General features: G+C 63.5%; 13 protein-coding genes. 10 read left to right on the top strand and 3 right to left on the bottom strand.

The window, feature by feature from the left end; all coding sequences use genetic code 11:
• Positions 1–18 precede the first annotated feature (18 nt).
• Positions 19–600, bottom strand: a complete 582-nt coding sequence (locus DT068_RS08765) for a GNAT family N-acetyltransferase (protein WP_119389440.1) — start codon at positions 598–600, stop codon at positions 19–21.
• Positions 601–776: 176 nt separating this feature from the next.
• Complete coding sequence (locus DT068_RS08760) at positions 777–1,232, bottom strand: NUDIX domain-containing protein (protein ID WP_119389439.1); 456 nt, start codon at positions 1,230–1,232, stop codon at positions 777–779.
• A 47-nt stretch (positions 1,233–1,279) separates the two neighbouring features.
• Between DT068_RS08760 and DT068_RS08755 the strand changes: the two genes are divergently transcribed.
• Genes DT068_RS08755 through DT068_RS08745 form a run of 3 tightly spaced genes read left to right on the top strand, consistent with a single transcriptional unit; the run spans position 1,280 to position 4,925 of the window.
• The gene (locus DT068_RS08755; RefSeq protein ID WP_119389438.1) at positions 1,280–3,007 is read left to right on the top strand and encodes an ABC transporter ATP-binding protein; all 1,728 of its coding nucleotides are present in this window, start codon (positions 1,280–1,282) and stop codon (positions 3,005–3,007) included.
• Positions 3,004–4,140 (top strand): GNAT family N-acetyltransferase, encoded by a 1,137-nt coding sequence (locus tag DT068_RS08750; RefSeq protein ID WP_119389437.1) that lies wholly within the window; start codon positions 3,004–3,006, stop codon positions 4,138–4,140. Before DT068_RS08755 ends, DT068_RS08750 begins: the two co-directional genes overlap by 4 nt.
• Positions 4,137–4,925 carry an NTP transferase domain-containing protein gene (locus DT068_RS08745; protein ID WP_119389436.1) on the top strand — a complete coding sequence of 263 codons (789 nt, stop codon included), beginning with the start codon at positions 4,137–4,139 and terminating at the stop codon, positions 4,923–4,925. Before DT068_RS08750 ends, DT068_RS08745 begins: the two co-directional genes overlap by 4 nt.
• Here DT068_RS08745 and DT068_RS08740 read toward each other — a convergent pair.
• Positions 4,914–5,642, bottom strand: a complete 729-nt coding sequence (locus DT068_RS08740) for a phosphocholine cytidylyltransferase family protein (RefSeq protein WP_162914077.1) — start codon at positions 5,640–5,642, stop codon at positions 4,914–4,916. The two genes, DT068_RS08745 and DT068_RS08740, sit on opposite strands and share 12 nt — an antisense overlap.
• Positions 5,643–5,735: 93 nt before the next feature.
• Between DT068_RS08740 and DT068_RS08735 the strand changes: the two genes are divergently transcribed.
• The 7 genes from DT068_RS08735 (at position 5,736) to DT068_RS08705 (ending at position 12,575) form a co-directional block, all read left to right on the top strand.
• Positions 5,736–6,644 carry a metallophosphoesterase family protein gene (locus DT068_RS08735; RefSeq protein WP_119389434.1) on the top strand — a complete coding sequence of 303 codons (909 nt, stop codon included), beginning with the start codon at positions 5,736–5,738 and terminating at the stop codon, positions 6,642–6,644.
• Positions 6,645–6,734: 90 nt separating this feature from the next.
• Positions 6,735–7,130, top strand: coding sequence for an HIT family protein (locus DT068_RS08730; protein ID WP_368904581.1), 396 nt, complete (start codon positions 6,735–6,737; stop codon positions 7,128–7,130).
• A 7-nt stretch (positions 7,131–7,137) separates the two neighbouring features.
• Positions 7,138–8,358: an LptF/LptG family permease gene (locus tag DT068_RS08725; RefSeq protein ID WP_162914076.1), complete on the top strand. Its 1,221-nt coding sequence runs from the start codon at positions 7,138–7,140 to the stop codon at positions 8,356–8,358.
• The gene (locus DT068_RS08720) at positions 8,355–9,431 is read left to right on the top strand and encodes an LptF/LptG family permease (RefSeq protein ID WP_119389431.1); all 1,077 of its coding nucleotides are present in this window, start codon (positions 8,355–8,357) and stop codon (positions 9,429–9,431) included. Before DT068_RS08725 ends, DT068_RS08720 begins: the two co-directional genes overlap by 4 nt.
• Complete coding sequence (locus tag DT068_RS08715; RefSeq protein WP_119389430.1) at positions 9,428–10,759, top strand: CDP-alcohol phosphatidyltransferase family protein; 1,332 nt, start codon at positions 9,428–9,430, stop codon at positions 10,757–10,759. Before DT068_RS08720 ends, DT068_RS08715 begins: the two co-directional genes overlap by 4 nt.
• Positions 10,759–11,712 (top strand): acylglycerol kinase family protein, encoded by a 954-nt coding sequence (locus DT068_RS08710; RefSeq protein WP_119389429.1) that lies wholly within the window; start codon positions 10,759–10,761, stop codon positions 11,710–11,712. The genes DT068_RS08715 and DT068_RS08710 overlap by 1 nt, the downstream gene beginning before the upstream one ends.
• Positions 11,712–12,575: a hypothetical protein gene (locus DT068_RS08705; protein ID WP_119389428.1), complete on the top strand. Its 864-nt coding sequence runs from the start codon at positions 11,712–11,714 to the stop codon at positions 12,573–12,575. Before DT068_RS08710 ends, DT068_RS08705 begins: the two co-directional genes overlap by 1 nt.
• Position 12,576: the final 1 nt, after the last annotated feature.

Here is a 12,576-nt window from a genome sequence, read left to right as displayed (position 1 = left end):
CGGGATAAAAAGGCTCAGCTACATATATCTGTTGAGCGCTTCCTTATCGCCAAAGTCGCGCAACTTTGGCAGGAAGCGCCCTGATATCTCAGCGAAGCGGTGAGGCGCCAGCGCAAGACCCTTCGCCAGCGTCAGCGATCCCGGAGCCAGTTCCAGGTAAAGCAGGCGATCAGGATCGACGGGGCCGGGCAGCTCGATCTGGCCGTAAGGCGCCTTCTTGAAGCCGACCCTGGCATAATAAGGCGCATCGCCGACGAGGATGACGAGGCGGTGGCCGAGGGCTTTCGCACGGTCGAGGCCCGCATGCATCAGGGCGCGCCCGATGCCGATATTCTGCCGGTCGGGGTGAACCGCGAGCGGCCCCAGCAGTAGCGCGTCGGTGCCCGCATCGCCGATCTTGAGCGGCCAGAAGCTGATGGCCCCGGTCAGCCCGAAACCCGCTTCGCGGGTGACGAGCGAAAGGCCCTCGATGGCGGTGTTGCCCTCGCGCAGCCGATAGGATGTCTTGGTCCAGCGGCTCAGGCCGAAGGCCTGGTCGAGCAACTGTTCGATGGCGGGATGATCGGCGGCCTGCGCCGCTTGAACGTCAATGGTGAACATGATGGATCCGGGATTTGAGACTGCACGGGCCCCGGCAGCGGAAACAGCCCGCAGCGGAGCGATTCAGACGCGCGGAAGCGCCGATCGGTCTCGTCGTCGCAAGCGGCAGGGCTTGTGCAGGGTCCACTTCATCGCCGCGCTCTATCATGAAGGCGGCCGCGCGTAAACACCTATCTCTACCAGTCTGCCGGCGCCTCCATGCCGTTAACGATCTCCGCGATCCGCCGCCGCGTCCCGCCTGTCGTCCCTTCCGGCAGCGCATCGACGGGGAAAAACCGGGCTTCCTTGATCTCGATGGTCGGCTTCCAGGCCTCCCGGCTGAAGCTTCGCACGACGAAACAGGCGACATGGTCGCCGCGGAATTTGGCCTCGTTCGAGAAGAAGCCATGCAGCTCGGGCCGGCCGGTTGCGACGATCCCCCCTTCTTCCTGGAGCTCGCGGGCCAGCGCGTCGTGGATGGTCTCGCCGCGCTCGACCCCTCCGCCGGGCAGGAGCCAGCCCGGTGCGTAGCTGTGCCGCACCAAAAAGACCTCATTTTGCCCGTTGAGGATGACGGCCCGCACCCCCAGCGTCATGCCGCGGCGGAACCTGAACCAGGGCTGCATCAAGAGCAGGAGAAGGCGGCTTGTCATGGGCTATCCTTGAGTCGGGCGGGCAATCACAGTAAAGCCAACCACAAATGAGACAGGTCTTCCGCATCTTTTTTACGGCCGAGGATACCAGGCCCTGGTCGGTTCTTCTTTGCCTCCTTCTCGCCGGCTTTGCGGAAGCGGTGAGCATTACGGCTTTGCTGCCGACCATCCAGTCCATCGCCGCAGGTGACGCGCAGACGGCGAACCAGTCCTCGCCGGCGATGCAGATCTTCCACCAGGCCATCGCGTTTTTCGGCATCCCGCCGACCCTGCCGAACCTGATCCTGATCGTGGTGTTCTTCTTCTCACTGAAGGCCATGCTCTCCTTCGTGGCGCTCTCCTATGCCAGCATCGCGGTGGCGCGGGTCTCCGCCAATCTGCGTCGCCAGCTGATCACCGCATTGTTCGATGCGCGCTGGAGCTTCTACACGCAATTGCATGCCGGCCGTGTCGCGAACGTCATGAGCGGCGATGCGTCCTATGCCGGTGCGGCCTATAACCTCGCCGCCCAGGTTGTGGCATATTCGGTGCAGGGCCTCGTCTATTGCCTCATCGCCTTCCTGGTCGACTGGCGGCTGGCGCTCGTCGGCATCGCCACCGGGCTCGGCATCGCCGGCGCGCTCAACTGGCTGGTGAAGATATCCAAACGCGCCGGCTACAAGCGGTCCGACCGGACCTCCGACCTCACCCGTTTCATCACCGACATGATGAACAACATCAAGCCGCTGAAGACGATGGACCGCTATGGCAAGCTCGTCGGTCAGATGCGGGTGATCCTGAAGCGCCTGCGCAAGGCGCTCATCACCCGCGAGATCGCGCGCAACGGGCTGGTTCAGGGCGGCGAGCTCCTCATCACCGTGGCCCTTGGCCTTGGCGTCTATCTGGCCGTCATCTATGCCAAGGTGTCGCTCGGCGAGCTCGTCGTGCTCGGCATCGTGTTCTTCCAGGTCGTGTCGATCGTCAACAAGCTGCAGAAGTTCCTCCAGCAGGCCGCCGAGCTGGAAAGCGCCTATATCCGCACCGAAGAACTGATTCTCAGCGCCCGGGCGCAGCGTGAGGTCCACACCGGAACCCGCCCCGCCACCCTCGGCAAGGAATGCCGTTTCGACAATGTCAGCTTTGCCCATGGCAAGACGCCGATCGTCAAGAACGCCAGCCTTGCCATCGAGGCGGGCTCCATCACCGTGCTGCAAGGCCCTTCGGGCGCCGGCAAGACGACCCTGATAGATCTGCTCATCGGCCTGCACAAACCGGATAAGGGCTCGATCACGCTGGACGGCGTGCCGCTCACCGAAATTGACATCCGGCAGTGGCGCCGGTCGATCGGCTATGTCCCCCAGGAGCTGAGCCTGCTGCATGCGACGATCAGGGAAAATCTCACCTTGGGCGATGACGGGATCAGCGATGCCGACATTGAATCGGCCCTCGACCAGGCGGGCGCCCGCGATTTCATCCTGGCGATGGAGAAGGGACTCGATACCGAAGTCGGCGCCATGGGCTCGAAGCTCTCGGGCGGCCAGCGCCAGCGTATCGCCCTCGCGCGGGCTCTGGTGGTGAAGCCGAAGTTGCTCATTCTCGATGAGGTGACGAGCGCGCTCGATCCCGAGACCGAGGCCGGAATCTGCCAGAACATCGCCACGTTGCGCGGCCAGTACACGACCGTCGCCATCACCCACCGCCCGGCCTGGACCGAGATTGCGACCCATCTCTACAAGGTCGAAAAGGGCCATGTCAGCAAAGTGACCAACCAATCCAGGAAAAAGGTCCGGGCATGAGCCTCAATGTCGTCGAGGCCACCAGCAAGCGGGACAAGCAGGCTTTCCTGCGCGTTCCGCATCTCGTCTTCGCCAACGACCCGAACTGGGTGGCGCCCCTCGACCTCGAGCGGACCGAGCATCTCGATCCCAGGAAGAATCCCTACTTCCGGCATGCCGATGTCGCTCTCTTCGTCGCTTATGAGGACGATCGCCCGGTCGGCAGGATTTCCGCGCAGCTGGACCGCCTGCGGCTCGAGCACCATCCCGACGCCAACGGGCAGTTCGGCTTTCTCGATGCTGTCGACGACCCCCTGGTGTTTGCAGCGCTCCTGGCAAAAGTGGAAGGCTGGCTGCGCGACAGGGGCATGAAGAAGGCACATGGCCCGTTCAATTTTTCCATCAATGACGAGATGGGCCTTCTGGTTTCGGGCTTCGAAACACCGCCCTCGATGATGATGGGCCACGCCTTGCCCTATTTCGCCCGCCATCTCGAAGCGCAGGGCTATGGCAAGGCGAAGGATGTGTTCGCTTACGACTACAACGGGCTCAAGCCGCTGCCCCGCCCGATGCAGGCCATGATCGACAAGGTCAAGGCGGCGGGCGATCTGGAGATCAGGCCGCTCAGCAAGAAGAACCTCGACCGCGATCTGGCCATCATCATCGACATCTTCAACGACGCCTGGTCCGGCAATTGGGGCTTCGTGCCGATGACCCGCGAAGAGATCACCGCCCTCGGCAAGAATCTCAAGATGCTGGTGGCGGAGGACTACATCTCGATCGCCACCTACAAGGGCGAGCCCGCGGCGATGGCGGTATCGCTCCCCAATCTCAACGAGTGGATCAGGGATCTGGACGGCAAGCTCCTGCCGCTCGGCTGGGCCAAGCTTGCCTGGCGTCTCCTGGCCAGGCCGCCACAGTCGGTGCGCATGCCGCTGATGGGCGTCAAGCGGAGCTATCACGGCACCGCTGTCGGCTCGGCACTGGCCTTGGCCGTCATCGATGCGGTCCGCTCCTATCATGTCGGCCGCGGCACCCGCCACGCCGAGCTGTCCTGGATCCTCGAAGACAACATGCCGATGCGCCGCATGATCGAGGCCATGGGCGGCGTGACCTACAAGACCTATCGCATCTATGAGAAGAGCCTGACGTGACGCCTTCCGCCTGGAATGTGCTCGTGCTGGCCGCCGGCCGCGGTCCCGACGATCCCATGGCTAAGGCTTATCATGTCACCCATAAGTGCCTCGTCGCGGTGGGCGGCGAGCCGATGCTGAGACGCGTCATCCGTACCCTCGCCGGCCATCCTGACATCGGGTCGATCAGCGTCTGCATCGAAAGGCGTGAGCTTCTGGACGATGCCCTTGGTCCGTTGGCCGCCAGGGTGAGTTTCCAGCCGACGCAGGAAAGTGCTGCCCGCTCGGCTCTCGCCGCTCTCAAGGGTCGCGAGGATTATCCCTGGCTCATCACCACGGGCGATCATCCGCTCCTTACCCGGGAGATGCTGCAGCATTTCCTCACCCTGGCTGAGGCCTCGGGCGCAGATCTCTGCGCCGGGCTGGCGACGGCCGAGACGATCCTGGCGCGCTTTCCCGAAGCGCAACGGACATTCCTGACCTTCGGGCGCGACCGCGCCTCGGGTTGCAATCTCTTCGCCTTGATGTCGCCGCGCGCGCTTGTGGCGCTCGACTTCTGGCATCATCTGGAAACTGTGCGCAAGAAGCCCTGGCGGCTCATCGGTGCCTTCGGGCCGGTGGCGCTTGTGCGCTTCGCCACAGGCATGCTGACGCTGGACAGCGCCTTCGCGCTCGCCTCGCGCCGGCTCGGTCTCACCGCGCGGCCCGTGCTCATGCCTTTCGCCGAAGCCGCCGTCGATGTCGACAAGCCGGCGGACAAGGAGCTGGCCGAGAGGATATTGGCGGAAAGAGCCCTACCAGCTTGAAACCAGCTGGCGCGCCTGCTGCAGATCGACGGGGAAATCGACCTCGCACCACTGCACGCCGTCAAGCGCCACCGTCTTGATCGCGATGCGCTTCGCCAGCATGCCGATGGCGGCCGGGAACCATTGCTTGAGTCCGGACGGCTCGCGCATCGCCCGGTCGAGCGTCTCGACATAGACCTTGCCGCCGTCGCTGCGAAACACATAGAAGCCGATCGCTTCGGCATTGACGGTTTCGGTGGGCAGTGTCTTGCCGATCTCGGTCAGGCGTTCGCCATCCATCATCACCTTCATGTCGTCGGCGTCATAGGCCGGCTTATGGTTGATGGCGACGGTGACCGGCGCTTCCGGCGCGGCGAGCAGCACCTTCACCAGATCGGCCTGGAACAGGTTGTCGCCATTGACCTGGATGAACTCGCCCTTCATTTCGTGGCGTGCCATCCAGCAGCTGGCGAGATTGTCGGCGACGCTGAAGAACGGGTTGAAGATGGTCCGGATGGTGATGTGCTTTTCGCGCGCGATCTTGGCCAGCGCCTCTTCGACGCGCGCCGCCGCATAGCCGGTCACCACGACGAACTCGCTGATGCCGCAAGCGGCAAAGGCATCGATCTGCCGGCCGATCAATGGGCGCCCGCCGATATCGAGCAGCGCTTTGGGGACTTCGGCGGTCAAAGGCAGCAGGCGCTTGCCCTGCCCGGCTCCAAGAATGATGACTTTCACGATGCTTGAACTCGCTGATCACACACGCCTATTAACGGCGAACCTCAATTGCATCCGATTCGTCGGAAGTCAACGAAACTGTCCACAAGCCCTATGTTCACCCTTGCCCATCTTTCCGATGTCCATATCGGGCCTTTGCCCAGGGCGGAATCATGGCGCGACTATTGGGGCAAGCGGGCCCTCGGCAAGATCAACTGGCATCGCCGCCGCCGCTTCCTGCATGACCCGGCGATCGCCATGGCGATGGTCGCCGACATCAAGGCCCATTCCCCCGATCACGTGGCGGTAACTGGCGATCTGATCAACATCGCTCTCAGGCAGGAATTCGTCGAAGCGGCGCACTGGCTCAAGGCCTTCGGGCCGCCGGACTGGATCACGCTGGTGCCGGGTAACCATGACGCCTACCGCCCCTTCCCCTGGGATCAGGGCGCCGGCCTGTGGGCCGACTATATGAAGGGCGACATCAGGCTGGCGCGCTCTGGCGAGGCGGCCGAACCTGCATTTCCCTTCGTCCGCCAGCGCCGCAATATCGCGCTGATCGGCCTGTCCACTGCTGTCCCCACTTCGCTGTTCAGGGCCGGCGGACGGCTCGGCGCCGATCAACTCGACAGATTGGGGGGCCTCCTCCACGACCTGCACCAGCGCGGCTTTTACAGGATCGTGCTCATCCATCACCCGCCGATCCCAGGCCTCACATCGCGGCGGCGCGCTTTGGATGACGATGCGAAACTGAAGCAGGTCCTTGAGGCAAACGGCGCCGACCTCGTGCTCTATGGGCACAATCATCGCCACGGGCGGATGGCTCTGCCGACCCGCTCCGGCCCTGCCCATATCATCGGTGTGCCGTCTGCCACTTCACCAGCCGGGAGCCATTACGATCCCGCAGCCTGGTACCTATATAAAATCCGCCGTCTCGACGGTGCCTGGACCACCCAGGTCACGATCCGCAACTGGGATGGTGTAAAGGGGGCTTTTGTGGCCCAAACAGCCTTTACCCTGTAAAGAAGCGAGAAATCGCTTACACTCTCACGCTAGGGCATGTTACAAATTATGTCGAACGCGACCCTCGTCAAATTTGGCCTTCCCGCCACCTTGATCGCAGACTACAAGCACTGGGTTGTTTTGCTGCGCCCGGCGCAGGCCACCTTGGGATCATTGATCCTGGGGGCCAAAGGAGACTGGGTGGCATTCTCCCAAATTCCACCCCAGGCTTTTGCGGAATTGGCCGACATAACCCATTCTATCGAGACCGGCCTCAGGAATTTCAGTGCCTATGACAAGATCAATTATCTGATGCTCATGATGGTCGATCCGCACGTTCATTTCCACGTCATTCCGCGTTATGCGAAGCCGCAGCGTTTCGCCGGCGTGGAGTTCGCCGATGCCGGCTGGCCCGGTCAGCCCAATCTGGCTGCCGCCACCGCGACTTCCCCCGAGATCCAGGCCCGCTTGCGCGACGAATTGCGCCGCCACTGGCCGACGAACTGAGGCGCCGGTGTTCCGCATCGTCGATCGCTACGTCCTGCGTCAGCTCGCCAAACCTTTGGTGACCTCGATCGCCATCGGCCTGCTCGTGCTGCTGGCCGAACGCATGGTTCGTCTGCTCGACACGACCCTTGGCAAGAAGAACTCCTTCGGGGTCGTCTTCGAGATGCTGGCCTATCTGGTGCCGCATTACCTGGGTGTGGCGCTCCCCGCCGCCCTGTTCCTCGGCCTGCTGTTCAGCTTCAACAAGATGTCGCGCGACAGCGAGATCGACGCCTTTCTCGCTTCCGGCATCGGCCTGCATCGCATCGCCCAGCCGGTCGCCATCCTCTCGCTCATCCTGGCCGCCTTCTCGGTGCTGATCGTCGGCTGGCTGCAGCCGCACACGCGCTATGCCTATCGTGCCGTCGTTTTCGATGTGCAGAATGTCGATGTGTTTTATCTGGCCGAGGAAGGCATTTTCATGCAAGCCGGCACGCGCACCTTCATCCTCGACAAGCTTGACCGCTCGGCCGGCTCGTTCGAGCGCATATTCCTCTTCGACAACCGCGGCGCCGGCGGCATAGAGACCGTGACCGCGTCATCCGGCAAGCTGATCGAGAATCCCAACACGCCCTTGCCGGTGCTGCGCCTGCAGAACGGGCACCGCCTGCAGCTCGAGCGCATGCCGAGCCTCGATGCCGGCCAGGAGCCGCCCAAATCGACCGTCAGCAATTTCGAGGTTGCCGATACGCCACTCGGCCAGGTGACCGACAAGACTTTCCGGCCGCGCGGCGACGATGAGCGCGAGTTGACGCTGCCCGAGCTCATCGCCCGACAGGATACCCCGCCCAAGGGCACGACGAAGGACCAGATGCGCTCGGAGCTGCACAAGCGGCTGATCGCCATGCTCACTTTGCCGATGCTGCCCTTCCTTGCCGTTCCCTTCGCGCTCGGCCGGCGTCGCAACCAGCGCAACTACCGCTTCGGCGTGGCCCTCATCCTGCTGGTCGCACTGCATGAAATCATCGAGCAAGGCGCCATCGCCACCGCCGCCAATGGCGCATCGCCCTTGCTCACAATGTGGCTGCCCTTCCTGTCCGTCACGGCCTTTGCCGCCTGGCGGTTCTGGTCAGCGAGCTTTACGCTCAAGGCCGGTGGGCTCGACATCATCATCGACCGTATCGCGGTTACGCTACGCCGGTTCTTCAGGGGCATCATGCGACGCATTCTGCACGGAGATCCGGTATGAAGATCATCGGCTGGATGCTCACGCGTATGCTCCTCATACGCTTCATCTTCATTCTCCTCGGCATATCCATTTTCGTCATCACACTGGACGTCGTGACCTACGCCAAGGAAATCCTGGCGCTGGATAACGGCAGCCCCGCAGTGGTGTTCACCTATTTCCTGATGCGCGCACCCGGCACCTTGTCGACCTTCCTGCCCATCAGCGTGCTGCTCGCTTTGCTTCTCGTCCTGATGGAACTGAGTTACCGCAATGAGATGCCGGCCCTCTGGTCGGCCGGCCTGTCGCCTTTCCGCATCGTGCTCATGCTCCTGCCCTTTGCCCTTCTCGCAGGCGGCCTCAACTTCCTCCTCAACGACCGGGCGGTGCCGGACGCGGCGCCGACCTTGCGCGAATGGGGCATCGGCGACTATGGCGAGAAGAAACTCAAGGTGGGCGGCGAGCGAGACCCGATTTGGATGCGCGCCGGGCGCGACATCCTGCGCGCCGGGAACGCCAATGCGCAGGCCACCGAACTCGAAGACGTGATCATATTCCGCCGCGACGAATCCGGCCTCCTGCGCGAGCAGATCATGGCGAAACACGCGGTGCTCAACCAGGACCGCTGGCATCTGTCGAACGTGCTCGTCTACTACCGCGACAACCTTCCGCCCAACCGGCTCGACCAGATGATCTATTCCGGCTCCTTCCGTCCCGCCGCGGCCGGCGCGCGTTCCGGCGATCCCGAGGAAATGAGCATGAACGACCTCGGTTACTTCATCGAGAATTCAGGTTTCGGCATCCGCCCGACCTGGGTCTACCAGACCTGGTGGCACAAGCGCCTGACGCTCTTCGTGACGGCACTGGCGATGGTCGCCTTATGCATACCGCTCGCCGTGCGCTTCCGCCGCGGCGGCGGCATCGGGGTGATGTTCGCGGTCGGAATCTCGCTGGGCTTCCTCTTCTTCATCGTCGATGGCATTTCGCTGACCATGGGCGAGCTCGGTTTTGTCACCCCGTGGTTCGCCGCCTGGGCGCCGGTCCTCGGCCTTGCCGCCATCGCCGGCGTCGTCTCATTCCGCACCGAGCACATATGACAACCAAGCCACGCAAGAGGAAGACGGCCTCGCCGAAGGCCGGCGCAAGCAAGGCGCTTGACAAGCCTGCCGCGAAAGAGGCCGCTGTGAAGAAGCCCGCTGCACGAAAGATGGCGATCAAACGGAGCGCGGCCCAGCCTCGGCCGGAAGAGCCCGTTGCCGAAAAGACGGCGGCCGAGCCGATCGCCGATCGCACCTTCACGCCCGTCCTTTGCTTCATCGGTTCGGGCGACATCCGCTTGTGGTCGTTGACGCCGGTTGAGCGGCTGCGCCGTCAGTTTGCCCGCGAAGCGATCACGCGAGAGCTCTCCCTCGAAGAGGCAAGAAGCCATAATGGGCCGGTGATCTTCATCCGGGCGGACGCAGTCATCGACCAGCCGCTTATTCCGATCCTGGTGAAGCGGCCGAACCTGCTGATGATGGGCGCCCCCGGCCAAGGCCTTGCCGTGCAGGCTCTGGGACGCCATGCCGATGCTATCGCCGAGCTGCTCGACAAGGGCGGCGAGCCGCCGTCCGACCTGCAATTGCTGGCGCGCACGCCCGATCAGCTCGACGCCAAATTCTGGAAGGCGCTGCGCAAGCGCGAGACGCCCTATGCCATCCGCCTGACCGCGGACAACCGGCCCGATGTCGAATGGCGCATGTTCATGGGCACCTATAAAGGCGCCACCGACCTGGTCACCAAGCATGTCTGGCCCCGCCCCGCTTTCCTGGTGACCAGATGGCTGGCGCCGCGCGGCATCACGCCCAACATGGTGACCATGGTCGGCGCGGTCATGGTGTTCCTGGCTTTCTGGTTCTTCCTGCAGGGCCAGTTCGCGCTGGGCCTCGCCGCCGCCTGGTTGATGACGTTCCTTGATACGGTCGACGGCAAGCTCGCCCGCACCACGCTCACCTCCAGCAAATGGGGCGACATCTTCGACCATGGTCTCGATCTGGTGCACCCGCCCTTCTGGTATGTCGCCTGGGGGCTGGGCTTGGGCAAGACCGCCTACGCGCTCGACGCCCGCACCTTCTGGATCATGATCGCCGCGATCCTTGGCGGTTACATCCTCCAGCGCATCATGGAAGGCATCGCCATCAAATGGCTGGGCCTTGAGATCCATATCTGGCGCAAGGTCGACACGTTCTTCCGCCAGATCACGGCACGGCGCAATCCCAACCTGGTCATCCTCACCGCCTTTACCTTTATCGGACGTCCGGATTGGGGGCTTATCGCGGTGGCCTGGTGGACGGTCATCTGTCTCGTTCTGCATGGGCTGCAACTCGCCCACGCGTTGATCGCCAGGCGCAGCGCGCCCCTCGAATCCTGGATGGCGAAAAGCTGATGATGCGCGGCCTCATCGTCAACCCGAAGTCCGGCAAGACAAGCGGAAAGGGATTGGCGCTTGCTTCGCAGCTTGCGCCGCACAAGCAGGTCCTGGTGCGCGTGCTGGATAATTTTGGCCAGCTCGACGGCTTTCTCGACGAGATGGCCGAGGCCCGGGTCAGCGAGCTGTTCATCAGCTCGGGCGATGGCACGGTCCAGGCCGTTCAGACCGAGATCGCCGAGCGCCTCAGCCCCTCTTTCTTTCCGCGCCTGGCCCTCCTGCCGCATGGGACCACCAACATGACGGCGGCCGACCTCGGCTTCCGCAACCGCAATGTGAAGGTTCAGGCTGATTTCATCGCCCATCGCGAGGCGCGTTTTCTGCTCGTGCGGCCCACCTTGCGGGTAGCCAATCCCCGGGACGGCAAGGTGCGTCACGGCATGTTTCTCGGTACCGGCGCGGTCTGGCAGGCGACGCTCTATTGTCAGGACGCCATTCATGGTGTCGGCCTGAAAGGCGATCTTGCTACTTTTGCGACGCTGGCATCGGCGATCGGTAAATCGCTGTTCACGCCGGCCAACCCGGACGATCAGACGCGCATCGACCGGCCCTATCGGATCGGGCTGTCAGGAAGCGGCGGCCACATCGTTGATGGACAGCAACTTCTCCTGATGGCCACCACCCTCGACAAGCTCATTCTCGGCACCCGCCCGTTCTGGAACGGCAAGAACGGGCCTATACGCATCACCACCATTCCCTATCCGGTTCCCAGTATCATGCGCTGGCTGTTGCCGCTGATGTATGGCGACGAGGACCGCAAGGTTCCGGCCGGCTCGTACAGCGTCTCGGGAAGCACCTTCCATATCGACACGGCGACACCCTTCGTCATCGACGGAGAATTCTTCGAGGCGCCGGAAGCCGAGCCGCTTCGGCTCGAAACCGGCCCCGAATTCACTTATATTTGCGGCTGATGGATCTCGCCGCCCTCGTCGCCAGGAATCTCGATCGCCGGACGCCAGCCGACGTCCAGGCTATCGCCGATCACGTGCGCGGGCGCCATGCGGGCACCGCGGCCATCCTCGCCTATGGCTCCTGCCTCAGGGGCGTCAGCACGCAGGACAGCTTGATCGACCTCTATCTGCTGGTGGAGCGTGACGAGGGCATCAGCGCCAGCCCGCTCAGCCGCATCGCCGCCCGCCTGCTGCCGCCCAATGTCTATTATGCCGAGATGAGCCACTCCGGCCGGACATTGCGCTGCAAATATGCAGTGATGACGCTCGGCGCCTTTGCCGAGCGGATGAAGCCCGGGACGACCAACCCTTATTTCTGGGCACGTTTCTCCCAGCCGGCCATCCTTGTCCATGCCTCGGATGAGGCGAGCCGCAAACGCGTCGTCGCGGCGGTCGCCGATGCCGTCGCCACCATGTATGGCGTTGCCCTGGCCACCGCGCCCGAGGACGCGGCGCCTGTGGATATCTGGCGCCGCGGCTTCGAGGAAACCTACCGCACCGAGCTCAGGCCGGAGGCCGATCAACGGGCGGGCGAGATCGCTGCCGCCAACGCCTCCTTCTATGAAGAGGCTGCCCGCCTCATCGGCCGCGCGCATGTCCGGCCCGTGTCCTGGTCGCAACGGCGACTGGCCGGCAAGTTTCTGTCGCTGGCCCGACTGATCAAGGCAGGCTTCACTTTCGAAGGCGGCGCCTCCTATGCCGCCTGGAAGATCGAGCGTCACAGCGGCGAGAAGATCACCCTCACCCCTTGGCAGCAACGCCATCCGGTTCTTGCCGGCCTCATGCTGCTGCCGCGCCTGTTGCGCCGCGGCGCCCTCAAGTGAG

The organism is Taklimakanibacter lacteus (genome assembly GCA_003576695.1).
Taxonomy (GTDB): Bacteria; Pseudomonadota; Alphaproteobacteria; order Rhizobiales; family Aestuariivirgaceae; genus Taklimakanibacter; species Taklimakanibacter lacteus.
This window is presented reverse-complemented; position numbering and strand designations above follow the sequence as displayed.